The sequence below is a fragment of the Pseudomonas violetae genome (assembly GCF_023072615.1).
Lineage (GTDB): Bacteria > Pseudomonadota > Gammaproteobacteria > Pseudomonadales > Pseudomonadaceae > Aquipseudomonas > Aquipseudomonas violetae.
Genome location: NZ_JAKNRW010000029.1, coordinates 47,069 through 69,001, shown reverse-complemented (window position 1 = coordinate 69,001; position 21,933 = coordinate 47,069). Strand labels below are relative to the sequence as shown.

General features: G+C 58.8%; 21 protein-coding genes. 16 read left to right on the top strand and 5 right to left on the bottom strand.

Annotated features, from left to right (window positions below):
• From L9059_RS23965 to paaZ, 11 genes are all read left to right on the top strand, one after another.
• Window positions 1-488 (top strand): thiolase family protein (locus L9059_RS23965; RefSeq protein WP_486969860.1); only part of this gene is annotated, 488 nt, incomplete at its 5' end.
• 99 nt (window positions 489-587) lie between these two features.
• A complete protein-coding gene (gene paaK, locus L9059_RS23960; protein WP_247293363.1) occupies window positions 588-1,913 on the top strand; it encodes a phenylacetate--CoA ligase PaaK in 1,326 nt (441 codons plus the stop codon).
• A gap of 236 nt (window positions 1,914-2,149) precedes the next feature.
• Window positions 2,150-3,139, top strand: a complete 990-nt coding sequence (gene paaA, locus L9059_RS23955; protein WP_247293362.1) for a 1,2-phenylacetyl-CoA epoxidase subunit PaaA — start codon at window positions 2,150-2,152, stop codon at window positions 3,137-3,139.
• 164 nt (window positions 3,140-3,303) lie between these two features.
• A complete protein-coding gene (gene paaB, locus L9059_RS23950) occupies window positions 3,304-3,585 on the top strand; it encodes a 1,2-phenylacetyl-CoA epoxidase subunit PaaB (RefSeq protein WP_003208899.1) in 282 nt (93 codons plus the stop codon).
• A gap of 8 nt (window positions 3,586-3,593) precedes the next feature.
• Window positions 3,594-4,355, top strand: coding sequence for a 1,2-phenylacetyl-CoA epoxidase subunit PaaC (paaC, locus tag L9059_RS23945; protein ID WP_247293361.1), 762 nt, complete (start codon window positions 3,594-3,596; stop codon window positions 4,353-4,355).
• Window positions 4,342-4,875 (top strand): 1,2-phenylacetyl-CoA epoxidase subunit PaaD, encoded by a 534-nt coding sequence (paaD, locus tag L9059_RS23940; RefSeq protein ID WP_247293360.1) that lies wholly within the window; start codon window positions 4,342-4,344, stop codon window positions 4,873-4,875. The genes paaC and paaD overlap by 14 nt, the downstream gene beginning before the upstream one ends.
• A gap of 33 nt (window positions 4,876-4,908) precedes the next feature.
• The gene (gene paaE / locus L9059_RS23935; RefSeq protein ID WP_247293359.1) at window positions 4,909-5,985 is read left to right on the top strand and encodes a 1,2-phenylacetyl-CoA epoxidase subunit PaaE; all 1,077 of its coding nucleotides are present in this window, start codon (window positions 4,909-4,911) and stop codon (window positions 5,983-5,985) included.
• Window positions 5,986-6,149: 164 nt separating this feature from the next.
• Window positions 6,150-6,458 carry a DUF485 domain-containing protein gene (locus L9059_RS23930; RefSeq protein WP_247293358.1) on the top strand — a complete coding sequence of 103 codons (309 nt, stop codon included), beginning with the start codon at window positions 6,150-6,152 and terminating at the stop codon, window positions 6,456-6,458.
• Complete coding sequence (locus tag L9059_RS23925; protein WP_247293357.1) at window positions 6,455-8,101, top strand: cation acetate symporter; 1,647 nt, start codon at window positions 6,455-6,457, stop codon at window positions 8,099-8,101. The genes L9059_RS23930 and L9059_RS23925 overlap by 4 nt, the downstream gene beginning before the upstream one ends.
• 34 nt (window positions 8,102-8,135) lie before the next feature.
• The gene (locus L9059_RS23920) at window positions 8,136-9,389 is read left to right on the top strand and encodes an OprD family porin (protein ID WP_247293356.1); all 1,254 of its coding nucleotides are present in this window, start codon (window positions 8,136-8,138) and stop codon (window positions 9,387-9,389) included.
• Window positions 9,390-9,446: 57 nt separating this feature from the next.
• Complete coding sequence (gene paaZ / locus L9059_RS23915) at window positions 9,447-11,501, top strand: phenylacetic acid degradation bifunctional protein PaaZ (RefSeq protein WP_247293355.1); 2,055 nt, start codon at window positions 9,447-9,449, stop codon at window positions 11,499-11,501.
• A 120-nt stretch (window positions 11,502-11,621) separates the two neighbouring features.
• On the opposite strand, the gene L9059_RS23910 is transcribed toward paaZ, so the two are convergent.
• The 3 genes from L9059_RS23910 to L9059_RS23900 are packed head-to-tail and all read right to left on the bottom strand — an operon-like array spanning window position 11,622 to window position 15,080.
• Window positions 11,622-12,473 carry a LuxR C-terminal-related transcriptional regulator gene (locus L9059_RS23910; RefSeq protein WP_247293354.1) on the bottom strand — a complete coding sequence of 284 codons (852 nt, stop codon included), beginning with the start codon at window positions 12,471-12,473 and terminating at the stop codon, window positions 11,622-11,624.
• A gap of 53 nt (window positions 12,474-12,526) precedes the next feature.
• The gene (locus L9059_RS23905) at window positions 12,527-13,945 is read right to left on the bottom strand and encodes an aminotransferase (protein ID WP_247293353.1); all 1,419 of its coding nucleotides are present in this window, start codon (window positions 13,943-13,945) and stop codon (window positions 12,527-12,529) included.
• A gap of 31 nt (window positions 13,946-13,976) precedes the next feature.
• Window positions 13,977-15,080, bottom strand: coding sequence for a polyamine ABC transporter substrate-binding protein (locus tag L9059_RS23900; protein ID WP_247293352.1), 1,104 nt, complete (start codon window positions 15,078-15,080; stop codon window positions 13,977-13,979).
• A gap of 212 nt (window positions 15,081-15,292) precedes the next feature.
• On the opposite strand from L9059_RS23900, the gene L9059_RS23895 reads away from it, so the two are divergent.
• Together L9059_RS23895 and L9059_RS23890 are read left to right on the top strand one after the other, a co-directional pair.
• Window positions 15,293-16,075, top strand: coding sequence for an enoyl-CoA hydratase (locus L9059_RS23895; protein WP_247293351.1), 783 nt, complete (start codon window positions 15,293-15,295; stop codon window positions 16,073-16,075).
• Window positions 16,072-17,253 (top strand): acetyl-CoA C-acyltransferase family protein, encoded by a 1,182-nt coding sequence (locus L9059_RS23890; protein WP_247293350.1) that lies wholly within the window; start codon window positions 16,072-16,074, stop codon window positions 17,251-17,253. The genes L9059_RS23895 and L9059_RS23890 overlap by 4 nt, the downstream gene beginning before the upstream one ends.
• A gap of 230 nt (window positions 17,254-17,483) precedes the next feature.
• Here L9059_RS23890 and L9059_RS23885 read toward each other — a convergent pair whose 3' ends face one another.
• Window positions 17,484-18,611, bottom strand: coding sequence for an MFS transporter (locus L9059_RS23885; protein ID WP_247293349.1), 1,128 nt, complete (start codon window positions 18,609-18,611; stop codon window positions 17,484-17,486).
• Between the two features lie 97 nt (window positions 18,612-18,708).
• On the opposite strand from L9059_RS23885, the gene L9059_RS23880 reads away from it, so the two are divergent.
• On the top strand, window positions 18,709-19,473 hold the full coding sequence (locus L9059_RS23880; RefSeq protein ID WP_247293348.1) for an AraC family transcriptional regulator: 765 nt from the start codon (window positions 18,709-18,711) through the stop codon (window positions 19,471-19,473).
• A gap of 145 nt (window positions 19,474-19,618) precedes the next feature.
• Here L9059_RS23880 and L9059_RS23875 read toward each other — a convergent pair whose 3' ends face one another.
• Window positions 19,619-19,984, bottom strand: coding sequence for a DUF6124 family protein (locus L9059_RS23875; RefSeq protein WP_247293347.1), 366 nt, complete (start codon window positions 19,982-19,984; stop codon window positions 19,619-19,621).
• Between the two features lie 441 nt (window positions 19,985-20,425).
• On the opposite strand from L9059_RS23875, the gene L9059_RS23870 reads away from it, so the two are divergent.
• The gene (locus L9059_RS23870) at window positions 20,426-21,022 is read left to right on the top strand and encodes a helix-turn-helix transcriptional regulator (RefSeq protein ID WP_247293346.1); all 597 of its coding nucleotides are present in this window, start codon (window positions 20,426-20,428) and stop codon (window positions 21,020-21,022) included.
• Complete coding sequence (locus L9059_RS23865) at window positions 21,015-21,893, top strand: queuosine precursor transporter (protein ID WP_247293345.1); 879 nt, start codon at window positions 21,015-21,017, stop codon at window positions 21,891-21,893. The genes L9059_RS23870 and L9059_RS23865 overlap by 8 nt, the downstream gene beginning before the upstream one ends.
• Window positions 21,894-21,933 lie beyond the last annotated feature (40 nt).

Here is a 21,933-nt window from a genome sequence, read left to right as displayed (position 1 = left end):
TTCGCGAAGGCGGCAGCATCACCGCCGGTAACGCCTCCGGGGTCAACGACGGCGCCTGCGCCCTGCTGCTGGCAAGCCCCGAAGTCGCCAAGCGCCACGGTTTGAAAGCCCGCGGCCGGGTCGTCGCCATGGCCACCGCCGGCGTCGAGCCACGCATCATGGGCATCGGCCCGGTACCGGCCACGCGCAAGGTGCTGGAACTGGCCAACCTGAGCCTGGCCGACATGGACGTGATCGAACTCAACGAAGCCTTTGCCGCACAAGGCCTGGCCGTACTGCGCGAGCTCGGCCTGAGCGACACCGACCCGCGGGTCAACCCCAACGGTGGGGCGATCGCCCTCGGCCATCCACTGGGCATGAGCGGCGCGCGACTGGTCACCACCGCCCTGCACGAGCTGGAGGAGCGTCGCGGTCGCTACGCCTTATGCACCATGTGCATCGGGGTCGGCCAAGGCATCGCACTGATCATCGAGCGCCTGTCTGACTAAAGAACCGCGATTCCCGGGGAGCCGAGAGGTATCCTTGGGGCATGCACTCAAAGCCCTGGCGTGACAGGGTTGAAACACAAAAACAATTCGAGTGAAATCATGAACATGCCAATTGCCAACGCCGTGCTTGACCCACAGCTGGACCCACTGGAAACCGCCAGCGTCGACGAACTCCGTCAGCACCAGCTGGATCGCCTGCGCTGGAGCCTGAACCACGCCTATAACAATGTGCCACTGTACCGTCAGCGCTTCGACGCGCTGGGTGTGCACCCCAACGACATCAAGTGCCTGGAAGACCTGGCGAAGTTCCCCTTCACGACCAAGACCGACCTGCGCGACAACTATCCCTACGGCATGTTTGCCGTGCCGATGCATGACGTGGTGCGCCTGCACGCTTCCAGCGGCACCACCGGCAAACCGACCGTCGTCGGCTACACCCAGAACGACATCGACACCTGGGCCAATGTGGTTGCCCGTTCGATCCGTGCAGCAGGGGGCCGGCGCGGCGACAAGGTGCACATTTCCTATGGCTACGGTCTGTTTACCGGTGGTCTGGGCGCGCACTACGGCGCTGAACGCCTGGGCTGCACAGTGATACCGATGTCCGGGGGCCAGACCGAGAAACAGGTGCAGTTGATCAAGGATTTCCAGCCGGACATCATCATGGTCACGCCGTCCTACATGCTCAACATTGCCGACGAGATCGAGCGCCAGGGTATCGACCCGCACAAGCTGGCCCTGCGCCTGGGCATCTTCGGCGCCGAACCCTGGACCGGCGAACTGCGCAGTGCCATCGAGAACCGTTTGGGCATTAGCGCGCTGGACATCTATGGCCTCTCGGAAATCATGGGGCCGGGTGTCGCCATGGAGTGCGCAGAGTCCAAGGACGGGCCGACGATCTGGGAAGACCACTTCTATCCGGAAATCATCGACCCGGTCACTGGCGAAGTGTTGCCGGATGGGCAGATGGGGGAGTTGGTGTTTACCTCACTGAGCAAAGAAGCCTTGCCGATGATCCGCTACCGGACTCGTGACCTGACACGCTTGCTACCGGGTACTGCGCGGCCGATGCGACGGATCGACAAAATCACCGGGCGCAGCGATGACATGCTGATTATTCGCGGGGTAAACGTGTTCCCGACGCAGATCGAGGAGCAAGTGCTGAAGATCAAACAGCTTTCGGAGTGTTATGAGATTCACCTGTATCGCAATGGCAACCTGGACAGCGTTGACGTGCACGTGGAGCTCAAGGCCGAGCATCAGCATTTGAGTGACGATCAGCAGAAGGCGGTCTGCGGCGAGTTGAGTCGGCATATCAAGACGTATATCGGGATCAGTTCGCGGATTGTTTTGCAGCCTTTGCATTCGATCAAGCGGTCTGAGGGCAAGGCTTGTCATGTGATGGACAAGCGCCCCAAGGGATGACTGCTGCACCTCTTTTGGCCCCGCTTTGGCGGGGTTTTTTTTGGGGTTTTGATGGGGGATATATCCGCTTCTTCGGTCAGGGCGCAACCATAAGCAGCCGTTACCCCAGAAACGGATATACACCCCAAAGCGATACAAAAAAACAACCGACACGATATTTTGTGTTTGATATTAATTTCTGTATCGCTTATAAAGTTCTCCATGCCATCAAACAGATTCACGGCGGGAGACCCTCCATGTACGCACAGCTAGTAGAAACAGGCGTAAAGCGCATAAAAGACCTATCGGAAATGTCCGAACAGGAGCGCGCCTTCCAGGAAAAAATCGATTCGGAAATAAAGATCGAAGCAAAAAACTGGATGCCTGACGCCTACCGCCAGACGCTGATCCGGCAAATTTCCCAACACGCGCATTCGGAAATCGTCGGCATGCTGCCCGAAGGCAACTGGGTCACCCGCGCACCATCGCTCAAACGCAAACTGCAATTGATGGCCAAGATCCAGGATGAGGCCGGTCATGGCCTGTACCTCTATAGCGCCATGGAAACCCTGGGCGCAGATCGTGATCACGAGATCGCCAAACTGCACAGCGGCAAGGCCAAATACTCCAGCATCTTCAATTACCCGACCCTGAACTGGGCCGACATGGGCGCCGTGGGGTGGTTGGTGGATGGCGCTGCGATCGTCAATCAGGTGGTGTTGCAGCGCACCTCTTATGGCCCCTACTCCCGGGCTATGGTGCGGATCTGCAAGGAAGAAAGTTTCCACCAGCGCCAGGGCTACGAAATTCTGCTGACCATGATGCGTCACGGCAATCAGGCGCAAAAAGATATGGTCCAGGACGCCATCAACCGTCTCTGGTGGCCGTCGCTGATGATGTTCGGCCCAAGCGACGAACACTCACCTAACAGCGCCCAGTCCATGGCCTGGAAAATCAAGCGCCAGAGCAACGACGAACTGCGCCAGCGCTTCATCGACCAGACCATCCCGCAACTTGAACTGCTGGGCTGCACCTGCCCCGATCCGGACCTGAAGTGGAATGCCGAACGCAGCCACTACGACTTCGGCGAAATCCAGTGGAACGAGTTCTACGAAGTGCTCAAGGGCAACGGCCCGTGTAACCAGGAACGGGTTTCCACCCGGCGCAAGGCCATCGAAGACGGCGCCTGGGTCCGCGAAGCCGCCGTCGCTCATGCCCGTAAAAAACACAACAGGAACGCCGCCTGATTCGGCACGTTTGATCTTGATCTTCGGCGGTTCCATGCCGCCGAAAGATCGCAGGCTGCGCCAGCTCCTACAGGAGCCGGTGCCCCATGTAGGAGCTGCCGAAGCTGCGATCTGTTGATCTTCAGCCCCGCCAGCAAAAACCGAACAGATGTGGAGTAACTGAAATGTCCGAATGGACCCTTTTTGAAGTCTTCGTGCGCAGCAAGCACGGCCTCAACCACAAGCATGTCGGCAGCGTCCATGCCGCCGACACCACCATGGCCATCGAGAACGCGCGCGAGTTGTATACCCGCCGCAGCGAAGGCGTGAGCCTGTGGGTGGTGCCCTCGGCGCTGATCACCGCGTCCTCGCCGGACGAGAAAGACCCGCTGTTCGACCCCGCTGACGACAAGGTCTATCGCCACGCCAGCTTCTACGAGTTGCCGGCCGAAGTCGGGCACATGTGAGGTCGACCATGAATTCCAAGACTGATCTGATCGAATACCTACTGCGCCTCGGCGACAGCGCCCTGATCCAGGGCCAGCGCCTGTGCCAATGGTGCGGCAAGGCGCCGGCGCTGGAAGAAGAGCTGGCGTTGATGAATGTCGGCCTTGACCTCGTCGGCCAGGCCCGTAACTGGCTGGAGTACGCCGCCGAACTACTGGACGACGGTCGCGACGCCGATCACCTGGCGTTCCGCCGAGATGAGCGCGCCTATCGCAATCTGCTGTTGGTGGAACAACCCAACGGCGATTATGCGGTGACCATCCTCAAGCAATTCCTCTATGACGCCTGGCACCTGCAAGTACTCAGTGGTCTAAGCGAGTCCAATGACGAACGCATTGCCGGGATCGCCGCCAAAGCGGTCAAGGAAGTCACCTATCACCTGCGCCGCTCCGGTGAGTGGGTAGAGCGTCTGGGTGACGGCACCGAGGAAAGCCACAAACGTATGCTCGCGGCCATTCCCGAGGTCTGGCGCTTCACCGTCGAACTGACCAGCGCCGATGACAGCGAACAACGTCTATGCGATGCGGGCATCACCCCAGACGCTGCACAAGTCGCTGCAGCGTGGCAAGCCAAGGTCAGCGAGACTTTCGCCAGCGCCACCCTGCCCGTGCCCGCCGCACCGAGCTATTTCTACCTGGATGCACGCAAGGGCCTGCATACCGAACACCTGGGCATATTGCTGGCCGAGATGCAGTTCCTGCCCCGAGCGTACCCCGATGCAACCTGGTGAGCTGATCGCCAGCGACCAGGGCGCGCGGCCGGCACAACCAACCGACCTGGCCGCCGCGTGGGCCACCCTGGCGCAGGTCATGGACCCGGAAGTGCCGGTGGTCAGCGTGGTCGACCTGGGCATCGTGCGTGATCTCGCCTGGCAAGCCGGGCACTTGCACGTGGTGGTGACGCCGACCTACTCCGGTTGCCCCGCCACCGAAGTGATCGAGAGCGACATCCGCGAAGCGCTGGAATTGGCTGGCTTCAAGGCACCGCAACTTGAACGCAAATTGACCCCGGCCTGGACCACTGACTGGATCACCGACAGCGGCCGCGAACGCTTGCGCGCCTACGGTATCGCACCGCCCGACGGTAGTACCAGCAAACGCAGCCTGCTCGGTGAGAGCCCGGTGATTCTCTGCCCGCAATGCGGCAGCGCGCACACCGAAGTGCTCAGCGAGTTTGGTTCCACCGCCTGCAAGGCCCTGTATCGCTGCATCGATTGCCGTGAACCGTTCGACTATTTCAAGTGCATCTGAGCGGCGCTCGGCCGTCCCAGCGGGAGAATAAAAATGAGTAAATTTCACAGCCTGACCATCAAGGACGTACGCGCCGAGACCCGTGACGCGGTGTCCATCGCCTTCGAGATTCCGCAGCACCTGCAGGACAGCTTTCACTTCACCCAGGGCCAGCACCTGGTGATGCGTACCCAGTTGGACGGTGAAGAAGTGCGCCGCTCCTACTCGATCTGCACCGGGGTGAATGACGGCGAACTGCGCATCGCGATCAAACGTGTGCTCGGCGGACGTTTCTCGGCGTTTGCCAATGAGCACTTGAAAGCCGGGCACAGCCTCGACGTGATGCCGCCTGCCGGGCACTTTCACGTAGAACTCGACCCGATGCGCCACGGCAACTACCTGGCCGTGGCGGCTGGCAGTGGTATCACGCCGATCCTGTCAATCATCAAGACCACCCTGCAAACCGAGCCGCACAGCCGCGTCACCCTGCTGTATGGCAACCGTTCCAGCTCCGGCGCACTGTTTCGCGAACAGCTCGAAGACTTGAAAAACCGTTACTTGCAGCGCCTCAATCTGATCTTCGTGTTCAGTCGCGAACAGCAGGACGTCGACCTGTACAACGGCCGGATCAATGCCGAGAAATGCGAGCAATTGTTCACCCGCTGGCTCGACGTAAAAGCCCTCGATGCGGCATTCATTTGCGGCCCGCAGGAGATGACCGAGACCGTGTGCGACAGCCTGAAAACCAAGGGCATGCCGGCCGAACGCATTCATTTCGAACTGTTCGCCGCCGCCGGTAGCCCACAAAAACGCGAAGCCCGCGAGGCGGCCCGGCAGGTGGATGCTGCGGTCAGCCAGATCACCGTCATCAGCGACGGCCGCGCCCTGGCTTTTGACCTGCCGCGCAACACGCAGAGCATTCTCGATGCCGGCAACACCCAGGGCGCCGAACTGCCCTATTCGTGCAAGGCCGGCGTGTGCTCGACCTGCAAATGCAAGGTCATCGAAGGCGAAGTGGAAATGGACAGCAACCACGCCCTGGAAGATTACGAAGTGGCCGCCGGCTATGTGCTGTCGTGCCAGGCATTCCCGATCAGCGACAAAGTGGTGCTGGATTTCGACCAGCTCTGACCAACCCCTGTAGGAGCGAGCTTGCTCGCGAAGAACCCGAGAGCAACGCGTTTATTCAGGAAGCACGCGTAATCGTTAACGACCATCGCGAGCAAGCTCGCTCCTACAGGGGCAGCTGTGACTTTGCTTCACCCCACAACAAAAACAACAACAGAGAGCGCGCTATGACCCCCAAAGACGTAGAACTCATTCGCCAACACCCCGACTTCATTCAGTTGGTTCGCCGTAAACAAAACCTGTACTGGTCGTTGTCGTTGATCATGCTGGTGATCTATTTCGGCTTCGTACTGCTGGTAGCGTTCTCTCCCAGCACACTCGGCCAATCCTTGAGTGGTGGCGTGACCAGCGTGGGCATGCTGGTGGGTGTGGTGATCGTGGTACTGGCGTTCGCGCTGACCGGTTTCTACGTCTATCGCGCCAACAACGTGATCGATCCGCTCAACGAAAAACTGAAACAGGAGTGCGCCCGATGAGCCGGCTTCTTGGATTATTCCTGCTACCCCTGGCCTTTTTCGCGGACTTTGCGGCCGCAGCTGATGGCGCATCACGCCCACTGAACTGGAACGCGATCGGCATGTTCCTGGTGTTCGTCCTGTTCACCCTCGGCGTCACCCGCTGGGCCGCGTTGCGCACCCGTTCCGCCAGTGACTTCTACACCGCGGGCGGTGGCATGACCGGCTTTCAGAATGGCTTGGCGATCGCTGGCGACATGATCTCGGCAGCCTCCTTCCTCGGCATCTCGGCGATGATGTTCCTCAATGGCTACGACGGTTTGCTCTATGCGCTGGGCGTACTGGCAGGCTGGCCGATTATCCTGTTCCTGATTGCCGAACGCCTGCGCAACCTGGGCAAATACACCTTCGCCGACGTGGTGTCCTACCGCCTGGAACAGACACCCGTGCGCCTGACCTCGGCCTTCGGCACCCTGACCGTCGCGCTGATGTACCTGGTGGCGCAGATGGTCGGCGCCGGCAAGTTGATCGAGTTGCTGTTCGGCATCGACTACCTTTACGCCGTCATGCTGGTCGGCGTGCTGATGGTGTTCTACGTGACCTTCGGCGGCATGCTCGCCACCACCTGGGTACAGATCATCAAGGCAGTAATGCTGCTGTTCGGCACCACGTTCATGGCATTCATGGTGCTTAAACATTTCGGTTTCAGCACCGAAGCGATGTTCGCCAGCGCCACTGCCGTGCATGCCAAAGGTAACGCCATCATGGCCCCGGGCGGTTTGCTGTCGAACCCGATCGATGCGATATCACTGGGGCTGGGCATGATGTTCGGTACGGCTGGCCTGCCGCATATCCTGATGCGTTTTTTCACCGTCAGCGATGCCAAGGAAGCACGTAAAAGCGTGTTCTACGCCACCGGTTTCATCGGCTACTTCTACCTGCTGCTGATCATCGTCGGTTTCGGCGCGATCGTGATGGTCGGCACCGATCCAGCGTTCCGCGATGCCAGCGGCGCGATTATAGGTGGCGGCAACATGATCGCCGTGCACCTGGCGCAAGCCGTGGGCGGCAACCTGTTCCTCGGCTTCATCTCGGCGGTAGCGTTCGCCACCATTCTGGCAGTGGTCGCCGGTCTGGCGCTGTCCGGTGCGTCGGCGGTGTCCCACGACCTGTATGCCTGCGTGATGCGCAAGGGCCAAGCCACCGAGCAGCAGGAGATCCGCGTGTCGCGCATCGCCACGCTGTGCATCGGCGTGCTGGCGATCATCCTGGGCCTGTTGTTCGAATCGCAGAACATTGCCTTCCTGTCCGGCCTGGTGCTGGCCATCGCGGCCTCGGTGAATTTCCCGGTGCTGTTCCTCTCGATGTACTGGAAAGGCCTGACCACCCGTGGCGCGGTGACCGGCAGCCTGGCGGGCCTGATCTCGGCGATTGTCCTGTTGGTACTGAGCCCGGCGGTGTGGGTCAACGTGCTGCATTACGACAAGGCACTGTTCCCCTACTCCAACCCGGCGCTGTTCTCCATGAGCCTGGCTTTTTTAAGCGCCTGGGTATTTTCCGTCACCGACACCTCGCCCCGTGCCGCTCTTGAGCGTGGCCGTTATCTGGCGCAGTTCATCCGTTCGATGACAGGCATCGGTGCCTCCGGCGCCAGCAAGCACTGACCAACATCCGATCCGATGGCAGGTAATAAAAATAATGAAGCCCGCACGCACCGTACCTTACGAATCACTGTTTTCGTTAGCCGCCGCATTGAGTCTGCCCCTGATCGCACCCTGCGCCATGGCCGACTTTATCGGCGACAGCAAGGCCCGTATTGAAATACGTAACCACTACATCAATCGCGATTTCCGGCAGGACAACGCGCCGCAGTCCAAGGCCGAGGAATGGGCTCAGGGCTTCACCGCGCGCGTCGAGTCGGGGTTCACCGACGGCACATTCGGCTTCGGTCTCGACGCACTCGCGGAGCTTGGCTTGAAACTCGACTCAAGCGCTGATCGCCGGGGCACCGGGTTGTTGCCCTTCGGCCCGAACAGCCATGAACCGGCTGATGAGTTCAGCGAACTGGGGATGACCGGCAAGCTGCGCGTGTCCAAAAGCGTATTGAAACTGGGCACGCTGCAACCCGTGCTGCCGGTGGTGACCTACAACGACACTCGGCTGCTGGGGTCAACCTTCGAAGGCGGCTTGCTGACCAGCCAGGACATCAGTGGCCTGACGGTCAACGCCGGGCGCCTGAACAAGGCCAACCTGCGGAACTCCTCCAGCAATGATGATATCGGCTACGGTGCCGCCAGCAGCGATCACTTCGATTTTGCCGGCGGCAGCTATGCCTTCAGCCCCCAACTGAACCTCAGCTACTACTACGGCAAGCTCGATCAGATTTATCGCCAGCAGTTCCTCGGGCTGGTACATACCCAGCCACTGGGGAACGGTTTCAACCTGCGCAGCGACATTCGCTATTTCGACAGCCGGGGTGATGGCGCCGAGCGTGCCGGGCGCATCGATAACCGCAACTTCAACAGCATGTTCACCGTGGCCCACGGTGCCCACAAGGTCAGTGCCACCTACCAGCAGCTGTCCGGCGACAGCGCCTTTCCGTTCCTCAATGGCGGCGATCCGTATGTGGTCAACCTGGTGACCTTCAACACCTACACCCGCGCCGACGAGGACTCCTGGCAGCTGCGTTACGACTATGACTTCGCGGCGCAAGGCATTCCCGGCCTGACCTTCATGACCCGTTACACCGACGGCAACCACGTCAAATCCGGCAGTGTCGACAACGGTCGCGAGCGCGAACGCGATACCGACATCAGTTACGTGATCCAGAGTGGCGTGCTCAAGAACGTCAGCCTGCGCTGGCGCAACGTGACCTTTCGTTCCGGTAATGGTTTGACCACCGACCTCGACGAGAACCGGCTGATTGTCGGTTACACCCTGGCACTTTGGTAATCCCTGAATGGCGCGGTCACGGTCGCGCCAACACTTTCATAACCTGGAGGAATCGTGATGTCTCACGCCCCTACCCTGCAAAGTTTCATCGCCGGTCGCTGGATCGGCCAACACGGTGCCCAGGTGCTGCGCAGCGCCATCGACGGCCATGAAATTGCACGCACTCATGAGGAGCGCCCGGACTTCGCCGAAGCCGTTGAACACGGTCGCCGCCAGGGCGTCAGCGGGCTGATGGCGCTGGATTTCCAAGCGCGCGCCCAACGCTTGAAGGCCCTGGCCTTGTACTTGAGCGAGCGCAAGGAACAGCTCTACGCCATCTCCCACCACAGCGGCGCCACCCGCGCCGACAGCTGGATCGATATCGAGGGCGGCAACAGCACGCTGTTCACCTACGCCAGCCTCGGTTCCAGGGAATTGCCGTCGGGTAACATCGTCCACGAAGGCCCGGTACTGCAACTGAGCAAGCTGGGCAGCTTCGCCGGCACGCATATCCTGGTTCCCCGCGGCGGCCTGGCAGTGCACATCAACGCCTTCAACTTCCCGATCTGGGGCATGCTGGAAAAATTCGCCCCAAGCTTCCTGGCCGGCATGCCGTGCATCGTCAAACCGGCCAGCGCCACCAGCTACCTGACCGAAGCCGTGGTGCGCCTGATGGACGAATCGGGCTTGCTCCCGGCCGGCAGCCTGCAACTGATCATTGGCGGCACCGGTGACCTGCTCGACCGCCTGCAGGGGCAGGATGTGGTGACCTTCACCGGTTCGGCCGATACCGCTGCCAAACTGCGGGTCAATCCGAACCTGATTCATAACTCGGTGCCGTTCAACGCCGAGGCCGACTCACTGAACTGCGCGATTCTCGCTCCGGATGTCACGCCCGATGATGAAGAGTTCGAGCTGTTCATCAAGGAAGTCGCCCGGGAAATGACCACCAAGGCCGGGCAGAAATGCACCGCCATTCGCCGGGCGATCGTGCCAGCCAAGCACATCGATGCCGTGGCCACCCGCCTGCGCGAACGCCTGCGCAAGGTCGTGGTCGGCGACCCGTCGGTGGAAGGCGTGCGCATGGGGGCGCTGGCTTCCCACGATCAACAGAAAGACGTCGCCGAGCGCCTGGAAAGTCTGCTGCAGAGCAGTGACCTGTTGTTCGGCGCCAGGGATGGATTTGAACCGCGTGGGGCAAACGTCGACCGCGGAGCGTTCTTCGCGCCGACCCTGCTGCAGGCCCGCGATCCCCACGCTGAAGGTGGCGCACATGACATCGAGGCGTTCGGCCCGGTCAGTACCCTGATGGCCTACGGCGACCTGGACGAAGCCCTGGTCCTGGCGGCGCGCGGCAAAGGCAGCCTGGTGGCCAGCCTGATCACCAAGGATGCGCACATTGCCGCCAAGGCGATTCCGGTGGCGGCGGCCTGGCATGGTCGCTTGCTGGTCCTGGATCGCGAATCCGCCGCCGAATCCACCGGCCACGGCTCGCCCCTGCCGCAACTCAAGCATGGAGGCCCGGGTCGGGCTGGCGGTGGTGAGGAACTGGGCGGCCTGCGTGCAGTGAAACACTACCTGCAACGCGCCGCAGTGCAGGGTTCGCCGACCATGCTGGCGGCCGTTACCGGCGAACACGTGCGGGGCGCCAAGGTCATCGAAACCCAAGTTCATCCCTTCCGCCGCTTCTTCCAGGACCTGCAGATAGGCGAGTCGCTGCTAACCCATCGTCGCACCGTGACCGAGGCGGACCTGGTGAACTTCGGATGTTTGTCGGGCGATCACTTCTACATGCACTTCGACGACATTGCGGCCAAGGAATCGCAGTTCGGCAAACGCATCGCCCACGGTTATTTCGTGCTGTCGGCAGCGGCCGGCCTGTTCGTCTCCCCCGCGCCGGGGCCGGTACTGGCCAACTACGGGCTGGACACCTTGCGCTTCATCACCCCGGTGGGCATTGGCGATACGATCCAGGCGCGCCTGACCTGCAAGCGCAAGATCGATCAGGGCAAGAAGAGCCCGCAGGGTATTCCGCAAGGCGTGGTGGCCTGGGATGTGGAGGTGACCAACCAGCTGGGTGAGCTGGTGGCCAGCTATGACATTTTGACCCTGGTAGTGAAGCGCGAAATCTAACGCATCCCCCGTAGGAGCGAGCTTGCTCGCGATGGCCGTTAACGATAACGCGGGAAGACTGGCTCCCCGCGGCGTCCTCGAGTCCATCGCGAGCAAGCTCGCTCCTACAGGGTTACCCCGTTAATGGCTACGCAGCCACTCGATAAACAATGCAAACAACTCCGACTGCGACCCCACCGCCAGCTTCAGATACAGATTCTTGCGATGCATGCGCACCGTCTCCGGTGATATGCCAAGCTCGCTCGCCGTGGACTTCACCGAGTGCCCTCGTAGCACCATGTGCGCCACTTCGCGTTCGCGCTCGGTCAGCGCGGTGCCGCCGAAATGCTCGAAGGCCCACTGCACTCGCTGCTTGAGATCACCGCCTGCTGCGCCATCTTGCGGGCTCTGGACCGCTGCGATCCGCTGCATGCCGCGCCGGCTGAACTCACTGACAAACTCGCGCACCAACGGCTCGACCGCGCGCAGCAGGTTCAACTGTTCACCGCGCAGGCTTTCACCGCCGAACCCCTGGAACAGGCTCACCGAAATCTTCGTGTCATTGCCGGTATCGACAATGTAATAACTGTCTTCCGAGCACCCCGCTTTCAGGTAGTAGGTGCGGTAATACTCACTGTCGAAAAAGTCATCCGGGGCGATTTCCTCCAGGTGATAAAAGCCCTGCGCCAGGCCTTGCTCCACCGCCAGGCAAAACGGATCGAGCAAATACCCACCGGAAAAATAGCGATCGAGCATCGACACCTGGTACTCCTGCGCGATGCCCCGCTGGTACAGCAGCTGCGGTGGACGATCGCGGTGCTCCAGGCTGATCATCACCGACTCGATACCGACCAGATGCTCCAGGGCCGACGCCAGGTCAGCCAGTGCATCAGGTGCGTCCACATGGGCAAACGCCTCGCGCATCTGCCCGTGCCATTTGTGCAGTGCCCCGAAGGGCAATGCGATCAGTGTATCGTCGTCTGGTTTGCTCATGCCCCGCAGTCTAGCGGGTGAGCCGGTGCCTGGTAACAACCTGGCCGGCAAAATCATTGGCCCTGGTACTGCCCGCTCGCCTGGAGCTCGGCCGCCACCTCAAGAATGCACTCACGCAGGGTCTCGACGATTTCATCGACCTGGGCGCAGGTGAGGATCAGCGGCGGCGACATCACATTGAGGTGCATGATCGGGCGCACCAGCAAGCCCTTCGACTGCGCCCGGGAATGAATCCGCTCGCCAATGTTGATCTTGTCGGCAAACAACGCTTTGGTGCGCTTGTCCGCCACGAACTCGACGCAGGCCATGAACTTCTGGCAGCGCACATCACCCACCAGCGGCAGGTCGCCGAGGGTCGCCAGGCGTTCCTCCAGATAGGCGCCCACCACATCGACGTGTTCCAGCAGGTGTTCGCGTTCGATGATCTCGATGTTCTTCAGCGCGGCCGTGCAGCACACCGGATGCCCGCTGTAAGTGAAACCGTGACTGAAGCAACGGCCCTTGCCCGGCTCGGCGATGACTTTCCAGATGCGCTCGGAAAAAATGCAGGCGCCCAGCGGCAGGTAAGCCGACGTCAGGCCCTTGGCGGTGGTGATGATGTCCGGCTGCACCTCGAACAGATCCCACGAGGCGAAAAACTTACCCAGGCGCCCGAACGAGGTCACCACTTCGTCGGCGACGAACAGGATGTCGTAGCGCTGGCAGACTTCCCACATGCGCTTGAGGTAGCCCTTGGGCGGAATGATCACCCCGCCCGAGCCCATGATCGGCTCGGCGAAGAACCCCGCCACCTGGTCGGCGCCGATGGCGAGGATCTTGTCCTCGAACTCCTTGACCAGGAACTCGAGGAACTGCGCCTCGTCCATGCCGTCCGGTGCGCGATACGGATTGGGGTTGGACACGTGGTGAATACGCTCGTGGGCGTAGTCGAATTCCGGGACACGGTCGGCAGCCTTGTTGCCGATTGACATGGTCAGGGTGGTCGAGCCGTGATAAGCGTTGAAGCGGGCAATGATGTGCTTTTTTTCCGGCTTGCCGCGGCAGTTCTGGTAGTACTGGATCAGCCGGTAGGCGGTGTCCACGGCGGTTGAGCCGCCCGTGGTCAGGAACACGTGGTCGAGATCGCCGGGGGCCAGGCTGGCGAGTTTCTCGCAGAGCTGGATCGCCACGTTGTTCGACATGTCGCAAAACGGGTTCGAGTAGGCCAGCTGGCGAACCTGGTCGGCAATCGCCAGGGCCATTTCTTCGCGCCCCAGGCCGATATTGGTGCACCACATGCCGCCCACGGCGTCGAGAAAGCGGTTGCCCTGAGTGTCGTAGATGTAGGCGCCATCACCGGCGACAATATTCAGGGAACCCTGCTCGGCATGTTCGTCGAACATATGATAGCCATGCATGTAGTGGGCTTTGTCAGCCTTGATCAGCCGGAACTCTTCAGCAGCGGACAGCCTGTGTTTAGTTGGAGTAGCCATAGGAAAAACCTCGAACCGAATAGTTGAACGATCAAATCCCGCTTTTTACCGTGCTCCAGACTCGCGTCATCGCGCGCATGGCCTTGGCGTCCTGGGTTTTCTGCGCAAACAGACGCTCGCGGGTTTCGTCATCGGGATAAATCGCCAGGTTGTCGCGCACTTCGGCCTTCACCAGGGGCGTGGCGGCCGCGTTACTGTTGGCGTAGTGGATGTAATCGGTGACGTCGGCCATCACCTGGGGCTGCATCAGGTAGTCGAGGAACTTGTGCGCATTGGCGACATGCGGGGCATCAGCCGGGATGTACAGGTTGTCGAACCAGATCAGCGAACCTTCCTTGGGAATGAAGTACGCCAGGTTGATCTTCAGCTTGGCTTCTTGGGCGCGAGCCATTGCCGTGGCGTAGTCGCCGGACCAGGTCATGGCCATGCACACATCGCCATTGGGCAGGCTGGTCAGGTAGTTGACCGAGTCGAACTTGCGAATGTAGGGGCGCACGGACAACAGCAATTCCTGCGCGGCTTTCAGGTCCTCCGGCGCAGCACTGCGCGGGTCGCGGCCGAGGTAGGTCAGGGCCAGGGGAATCACTTCGGTCGGTGCATCCACCAGGGTCACGCCGCAGTCGGCGAAGCGCGAGACAATCTTGGGATCGAAAATCATTGCCAGCGAACCGATCGGCGCGTCCGGCATGCGCTCTTTGATCTTGTCGACGTTGTAGGTGATGCCGTTGCTGCCCCAGGTGTAGGGCGCGGAATACTGCGTGCCAGGGTCAAAGCCCTGCAGGTCCTGCAGCACTTTGGGGTCGAGGTGGGTCCAGCCCGGCAATAACTTCTTGTCCAGCGGCTGGAATACTTTTGCCTGGATCAACGGCGGCGCGAGGGACGCGTTGAGCACCACCAGGTCATAACCGGAGTGCCCGGTGAGCAACTTCGCCTGAACCGTTTCGTAGGCATCGAAAGTGTCGTAGATGACCTTGATACCGCTGGCTTTTTCGAAGTCGGAAAGGGTTTTCTCGCCAATGTAATCCGCCCAGTTGTACAACCGTAGCGTTTTGGCACCGTCGACTTCGGCGGTATGGGCATCGAGTGACAACGGAACAAGGAACACACTGAAAATCAACTTGAGAGCCTTGCGCATGGCACATTCACCTTATCAAGCGTTCTAAATGACTGGATGCAGGCACTATTGAACGATCAGGCGGGCGGCACCATACCCCGAATGGGTGTGTCGCCAACCTCGCGGCTGAACAACATGGCAAAAAGAAGCAGATGCGTTGACCCGTTTTGTCATAGATCCGGCGCAGGTCCCGCGCTTAGAGTGGCCGACGCACTGATCAACCAGAGTCGCTCATGAACGATCTGATCCAACAGGACCGCAGCGCTGGCGTACTGACGCTGACGTTTGACCGTCCCGACAAGCTCAACGCGCTGAACAACGCCATGTACACGCAGTTGGCCGACCTGTTACAGGCTGCAGATGAGGACCCGGCCATTGGCGTGGTCATCATCACCGGAGGCGACAGCTGTTTCACCAGCGGCAATGACCTGGTGGATTTCCTGCAGAACCCGCCCACCCACCTGGACAGCCCTGCCTTTCGCTTGATGAAGGTGGTTACCCAGATGCAAACGCCGTTGATCGCAGCGGTGTGCGGCGCCGCTATCGGTATTGGCACGACCTTGCTGCTGCACTGCGATCAGGTGGTGGTCAGCCGCAATGCCAAGTTGCGCATGCCGTTCGTCAACATCGGCCTGTGCCCGGAATTTGGCGCCACCCTGCTATTGCCGCGCCTGCTTGGCCACGCCCGCGCCGCCCGGTTACTGCTGCTGGGCGAAACCCTGAGCGGCGCCGATGCGGTGCAATGGGGCCTGGCCAATGAACTGTGCGAAGACGGCGCGCAATGCCTGACCGCCGCCCGGCAACTGGCCCAGCGCCTGCTGGCGTTGCCGCAAGGTGCATTGCGCCAGTCCCGGCAGTTGCTCAGGCAGGCCACTCTGGCGGAACTGCAAGCCACGATCCGCCAGGAAAACCTGCTGTTCATCGAACGCCTGAATACCCAGGAAGCGCAAACAGCGCTGAACGCCCTGCTCAACCGCAGCACTGAAAAGAATCCGTCGAAAGGGACACCCCCATGAACACTCCAGAAGTTTTTGTCGTCAGCGCCGCCCGCACCGCCATTGGCACCTTTGGCGGATCGCTCAAGGACGTGCCACCGGCCGATCTGGCAACCACTGCGGTCAAGGCAGCTCTGCAACGCTCTGGCGTCGATCCAGCGCAGGTCGGCCACCTGGTGATGGGTAACGTGATCCCCACCGAAACCCGCGACGCCTACATTTCCCGTGTAGCAGCAATGAACGCCGGCATCCCCAAGGAGACGCCCGCCTACAACGTCAATCGCCTGTGCGGTTCCGGCTTGCAAGCGATCATCAGCGCCGCCCAGACCTTGCTGCTCGGCGATGCCGAAATTGCCATCGGCGCTGGTGCCGAGTCAATGAGCCGCGGGCCGTACCTGCTGCCCTCGGCGCGTTGGGGTGCACGCATGGGCAACGTGCAGGCCGTCGACTACATGCTGGGTATCCTGCATGACCCGTTCCACGGCATTCATATGGGCATCACCGCCGAGAACGTCGCGACGCGCAACGGCATCACCCGCGAGATGCAGGACGCCCTCGCCCTGGAGGATCAAAAGCGCGCCGCCTTTGCCATTGCTAATGGCTATTTCAGCGAGCAGATCGCAGCAGTGGAAATCCAGGGACGCAAGGAAACCGTACTGTTCAACGTCGACGAACACCCTCGCGCGACGACCCTGGAGCAACTGGCGCAAATGAAGCCAGCGTTCAAGAAGGACGGTTCGGTAACGGCGGGCAACGCTTCGGGGTTGAACGATGGCGCGGCGGCCTTGGTGATGGCCACGGGGGACGCGGTGCAACGCAATAATCTGCGCCCGCTGGCGCGTTTGGTCAGCTATGCCCACGCCGGTGTCGAGCCGGAACTAATGGGCCTGGGCCCCATCCCCGCAACGCGCCTGGCACTCAAGCGTGCGGGGCTGTCGGTGCAGGATATGGATGTGGTTGAGGCCAATATCGCCTTCGCCGCCCAGGCTTGCGCGGTCAGCCAGGAGCTTGGCCTTGACCCGGCCAAGGTCAATCCAAATGGCTCGGGCATTGCGCTGGGGCATCCCGTGGGCGCGACGGGGGCGATTATTGCGACCAAGGCCATTCATGAGCTGCACCGGGCTCACGGGCGCTATGCCTTGGTAACGATGTGCATCGGCGGTGGCCAGGGGATTGCGGCGATTTTTGAGCGGGTTTAAGGACCTCTGGAACCCGCTATTTTGCAGGGCTCCCGGCGCAGACCCAATGTGGCAGCCGCTGTCTTAACCATGCCATTCGTCACCGTCATCGCGGGCAAGCCAGCTCCCAAATTGCACCTCTAGGAGCGAGCTTGCTCGCGATGAACGTTAACGATGACGCGAACATCCTGCCTAAACGCGGCGCCTTTGAGTTCATCGCGAGCAAGCTCGCTCCTACAGGGACGGATGGATCACTTCCTCCTCGACATCCCTGCCAACACCAACGCCACCACCCCACACACCATCAGCGTTTCGCCCAACGCCTGCCCCCATGCCGCAAGCATCAGCCCCGCACCCATCACGCAGTAATAAAACAACCCAAACACCGCCCCTGCCGTGCCCAGGCGATCCGTGTAATTCACCAGCGCCGCGCCAAGGATATTGGGGATCGCCATGCCAAACGCCAACACCACCCACAGCATCGCCAACACAAACAGCCCGCTGTCCTGCAGCAGCCAAACGCCCACTCCACCCATCAAGCCGAGCAACGAAGCCAATTGAATCAAGCGTGAACTGCCCAGGCCTTTTTGCAGCAGACGTTTGTTTAACCACGCCCCCAGGCCCGATCCCAGCGCAAGAACCACCCCGCTGTAGCCGAACGCCTGCGCGCTCAGGCCCAGCCGCTCGAACAGGAACGGGCCCAAGCTGTAATAGCTGAACAACGCGATGTTGAACGAAGCCACCAACAGCGCTGATCGCCAGATCTGCAGGTCGCACAGCATGCGTCCAAAGGTTTCAAACAGCGCAGGAGTCTTCACATTCTGTGGGCGGGTTTCCGGCAAGGTTCGCCAACACCACATCAACAGTCCGATCGACAGCAGCAACAGCGCCCCGACCACCCCCTGATAGCCGAAGCCCTGCACCAGGCTCGCCCCGCTGAACAAGCCGATCGCCGGGCTGGCGGCGAGTGCGATACCCATCATTGAAAATACCTGCGCCAACTCAGCGCCCCTGAAGCGGTCCCGCAGCACCGTTTGCGTGACCACCGAACCGACCGCCGCGCCGAACGCCGCCAAAGCCTGGGCGGCCAACAGGGTGCTGAAAGCATCGGCACTCAGCGCCCATAGCGATGCGCCTGCGTAGGTCGCCAGGCCGCAGAGCATCGAAGGTCGACGGCCAATACGGTCGCACAGCCGGCCCCAGGTGATCACGCCGAAAGCGAACGCCAGAAAGTACACCGACAGCATTTGCGCCGCCCGTTCCGGCGTCACGGCAAAGGCCTGGCCGATATCCGCCAGGGCCGGGCTGTAAAGGGTTTGGGCAATTTGTGGAAACATCAGCAGCGCTATGGCCAGGGTCAACAAGCTCTTGGAATTCATCACGACTTCACTGTTGTAGAAACTGTCGGTGATATTAAAAAACCTCGACTGGCGTATTATCGAAACCCTGACAATTTATCGATGAAATCGGACAGTCATGGCCTGGCTCGACCCACACGCCACTTTCGATCCGGACAGCTATTGCGCCCCGGTGATCGGCATCGCCGCGACCCTGGGCGATCACGATTCCGGATTGCACCAACATCAACGCGCCCAGTTGCTGTTCACTCGCAAAGGCTGCACGCGGATTACCCTGGCGCAACAGATATGCCTGCTGCCACCGTCGCGCGCGGCGTGGATTCCTGCGGGGGTGGCTCACCGTGCGGTCATGCAGCAGAGCGTCGACTACCGCTCCCTCTACCTGAGCCCGGCGCTGTGCGTTGACTTGCCCCAGCAGGTTTGCGTGATTGAAGTCAGTACGCTGCTCGGGGCAGTGCTCGAACCGATGGCCTTGGCCGATTTCGACACCGATTGGCACCAGGGCAAACACGTTCACCTGCTGGGTCTGTGCCTGGCCGAGATTCGCGACGCCGCACGCCAGCCCATGCTGTTGCCATTGCCCTGGGACAAACGCCTGGCTCCGTTGCTGAAGACCCTGGAGCATCTGCCGCCTGAACTTCAGGTGTTGCAAACACAGACGGGCGCCAGCAGCCGCACGATTACGCGGATTTTCCAGCGCGAGACCGGCATGAGTTATCAGCAATGGCGCCAACAGTGGCGCCTGATGCGCGCCATGGAATTGCTGTCGACGGGGCGCAACATTGGTTATTGCAGCTTTGAGTTGGGGTTTGGCAGTGACAGTGCGTTTATTGCGTTTTTTCGGGAGATGGCTGGGGTGACGCCGGGGAATTGGCTGAAATAAAGCCCGGAATGTCATCACTATGCGAGTGGGGGGGTGCCAAAAGGCACCCTTCTTACCTGCAGCCCTGCCCCTGCAGCCGAAGAACGATAACCGTGAAGAAAAACTCCACAGGTAAAGAAAGCACCATTCAGCGTTGGCAGTTCACTTACTTTTCAGACAACCCCACCGGCGGATGCAGGTTATCCAGTGCCCGATTCACCAGTAGCTCGCTAAGTGCGGACAACTGCTGAATAGCCAGAATCACATGGCGACGCGGGCCCTCAAGCTCTCGGGCGAGATCGGTGGCCATGACGCTGAGCGATGCGAGAGTTTCCGAGGCGTGACAGAGCATGGACTCGGTGTCCACGTCTGGAACCACTGCAAAAAAATGGCTGGCCGGTTCGGGACGAGCGGTATTGCGCAGGGGCACGCTGACCATCTGTTCGGCGACTTTAGAAGGGTTGGATAAACCGATGCTGTTTTCGGGTAACCCGTTAGATATGTTCGCGGGATTGGGAACAGTTTGTTTCATACCAGAGCTCCTTGCCAATTTGAATTTCATACAGCCCCACAGTGTTAACCAGGGACTCGACTATCTACTGTACGCGCATCATCGCTGAGGGAAAAACAATTAAACCCAAAACAAAATCCATTAACCAAATTATTAAACAGATGCACACCACAATGAATAATACTGATTAAAATCTATACACATGAGTATGCATGCGCAGGGACTGTATTTAACTCTTCTGGGGAGTATCAAGCGTAAGCAGAGGTCAGAGCGTAGCTTTTCCCGTAGGAAAAATCACACAATCAAGATCACTTTTCCTTACGAAACATTATGTAACGTTCACCCGACGTACGCGAGGCTGAATAGCGTACATAATTCAGCACAACAGATATCCAAAAAGCATTTTACGTAGCTTCTGAGCTAATACTAACGATACCCTTACAACGATAACGGTAACTAAAAATGCACAGAAAAGAAAAAACTGAAAATCTAAAGAACAACATCAAATACCTAATAAAAAGTCGTGGCGTGACCCAACTATCGCTTTGCAACTCAGCCGGCTTAACTAGAACCACCATATATAATATTCTGGAAGGAAAGGTCATAAACGTTCAACAATCCACCGTCAGAAAAATTTCTGACTTCTTTGGAGTTTCTTACAAAGAAATAGAACACGTCGATTTTGAAGAAAAAGAGACAATCGAAAGCAGTATTTCCCTGCACGGCAACATGAACCCGGCCGCAATTCCGATAATAAAAGAGAGTTTACTTATTCAAAACTTTAACAAGCGAATCGGAGAATTAGCCACACTTCACCCGCTCACATATTATTTCGGCGCCGCCTGCAACCTAATCGGAGTTCTTCTTGAATGCGAAATAACAGGTAGCAACGAACCTGGGGACTTGTTAATCATCAATAAAAATTGTTCAAACTGCGGTCGAGAGAAATTAATATATGACAAAACCACGAGAAAGCTCTTCATAACTACCGACAATTTTTCCACATCGGAACATTTTTGCGTTATCGGAGAAATAATCGAGGAAAGATTCAATGACTAACAAAGACGAAATCGACAATAACAAATATAAATTACTGGGTTTCGAAAACGATAGAAAGCTAGCTATTATCATGATCATTTCAACAGGAAAAATAATAAAGATACCTTTAAAAGAACTGATAACAAACGAGATCATAGATAATTTAAACAAAGCAGAAATAAAGACAATATATCGAAAATTCTATTCTCACGGTACCGCGCCGTCTGCATACGAAGTCAATGATCGCCACGAAAGTGCATGGATTGTTTTTGCCGCCCTAAACTTACTTCTCTTTAGCTTGTACATCTTCACTAATTTTTCAGCCGCAAAACTTTTCTATCTGGGGCAATTTGACATAATTGTTACCCCTGGAGTATTTCTGTACCCCCTGACATTTTTGGTAGTGGACCTATTAAACGAATTTTATGGCTTTAGACTGGCAAGGAAAGCAATTCTATTTGCATTCGTCAGCAACGGATTTATTTTTAGCCTTCTAAGCGCCACAAGCTACTTTCCAGGACTGCCTGGTTGGCAGCTCGACAATACTTATAGTGAATTAGTCAACCATGTCACCTCTGTATTGGTGGCTTCTTCCGTCTCCTTCCTCTTTTCCGAGTATGCTAACTCCTACCTGCTATGTAAAATAAAAGAACTAACAAACTCAAAGTTTCTTTTCATCCGAGTTTTCTTAAGTACGTTTTTTGCTGTGGTAATCGACAGCTTCCTTTTTTGCTTTATTGCGTTTTATGGCACCATGCGCGACAGCGAAATAATGCATATGATATTCGTCCAAATAGCTATAAAAATGTGTTTTGCCGTATTCAATATACTGCCTGCGTACGGAGCAAGGGCATTATTCAAAAAACACATAAACCAACTCAGGAGCGCCTAAATTTCGATATGAGTTAGTATCAAGCTAACTCTCCAGTGCG

Bases quoted from the DNA above. Each gene is read 5' to 3' on its own strand.
- paaK (WP_247293363.1), top strand. From the start codon at position 588: ATGAACATGCCAATTGCCAACGCCGTGCTTGACCCACAGCTGGACCCA.
- paaA (WP_247293362.1), top strand. From the start codon at position 2,150: ATGTACGCACAGCTAGTAGAAACAGGCGTAAAGCGCATAAAAGACCTA.
- paaB (WP_003208899.1), top strand. From the start codon at position 3,304: ATGTCCGAATGGACCCTTTTTGAAGTCTTCGTGCGCAGCAAGCACGGC.
- paaC (WP_247293361.1), top strand. From the start codon at position 3,594: ATGAATTCCAAGACTGATCTGATCGAATACCTACTGCGCCTCGGCGAC.
- paaD (WP_247293360.1), top strand. From the start codon at position 4,342: ATGCAACCTGGTGAGCTGATCGCCAGCGACCAGGGCGCGCGGCCGGCA.
- paaE (WP_247293359.1), top strand. From the start codon at position 4,909: ATGAGTAAATTTCACAGCCTGACCATCAAGGACGTACGCGCCGAGACC.
- L9059_RS23930 (WP_247293358.1), top strand. From the start codon at position 6,150: ATGACCCCCAAAGACGTAGAACTCATTCGCCAACACCCCGACTTCATT.
- L9059_RS23925 (WP_247293357.1), top strand. From the start codon at position 6,455: ATGAGCCGGCTTCTTGGATTATTCCTGCTACCCCTGGCCTTTTTCGCG.
- L9059_RS23920 (WP_247293356.1), top strand. From the start codon at position 8,136: ATGAAGCCCGCACGCACCGTACCTTACGAATCACTGTTTTCGTTAGCC.
- paaZ (WP_247293355.1), top strand. From the start codon at position 9,447: ATGTCTCACGCCCCTACCCTGCAAAGTTTCATCGCCGGTCGCTGGATC.
- L9059_RS23910 (WP_247293354.1), bottom strand. From the start codon at position 12,473: ATGAGCAAACCAGACGACGATACACTGATCGCATTGCCCTTCGGGGCA.
- L9059_RS23905 (WP_247293353.1), bottom strand. From the start codon at position 13,945: ATGGCTACTCCAACTAAACACAGGCTGTCCGCTGCTGAAGAGTTCCGG.
- L9059_RS23900 (WP_247293352.1), bottom strand. From the start codon at position 15,080: ATGCGCAAGGCTCTCAAGTTGATTTTCAGTGTGTTCCTTGTTCCGTTG.
- L9059_RS23895 (WP_247293351.1), top strand. From the start codon at position 15,293: ATGAACGATCTGATCCAACAGGACCGCAGCGCTGGCGTACTGACGCTG.
- L9059_RS23890 (WP_247293350.1), top strand. From the start codon at position 16,072: ATGAACACTCCAGAAGTTTTTGTCGTCAGCGCCGCCCGCACCGCCATT.
- L9059_RS23885 (WP_247293349.1), bottom strand. From the start codon at position 18,611: ATGAATTCCAAGAGCTTGTTGACCCTGGCCATAGCGCTGCTGATGTTT.
- L9059_RS23880 (WP_247293348.1), top strand. From the start codon at position 18,709: ATGGCCTGGCTCGACCCACACGCCACTTTCGATCCGGACAGCTATTGC.
- L9059_RS23875 (WP_247293347.1), bottom strand. From the start codon at position 19,984: ATGAAACAAACTGTTCCCAATCCCGCGAACATATCTAACGGGTTACCC.
- L9059_RS23870 (WP_247293346.1), top strand. From the start codon at position 20,426: ATGCACAGAAAAGAAAAAACTGAAAATCTAAAGAACAACATCAAATAC.
- L9059_RS23865 (WP_247293345.1), top strand. From the start codon at position 21,015: ATGACTAACAAAGACGAAATCGACAATAACAAATATAAATTACTGGGT.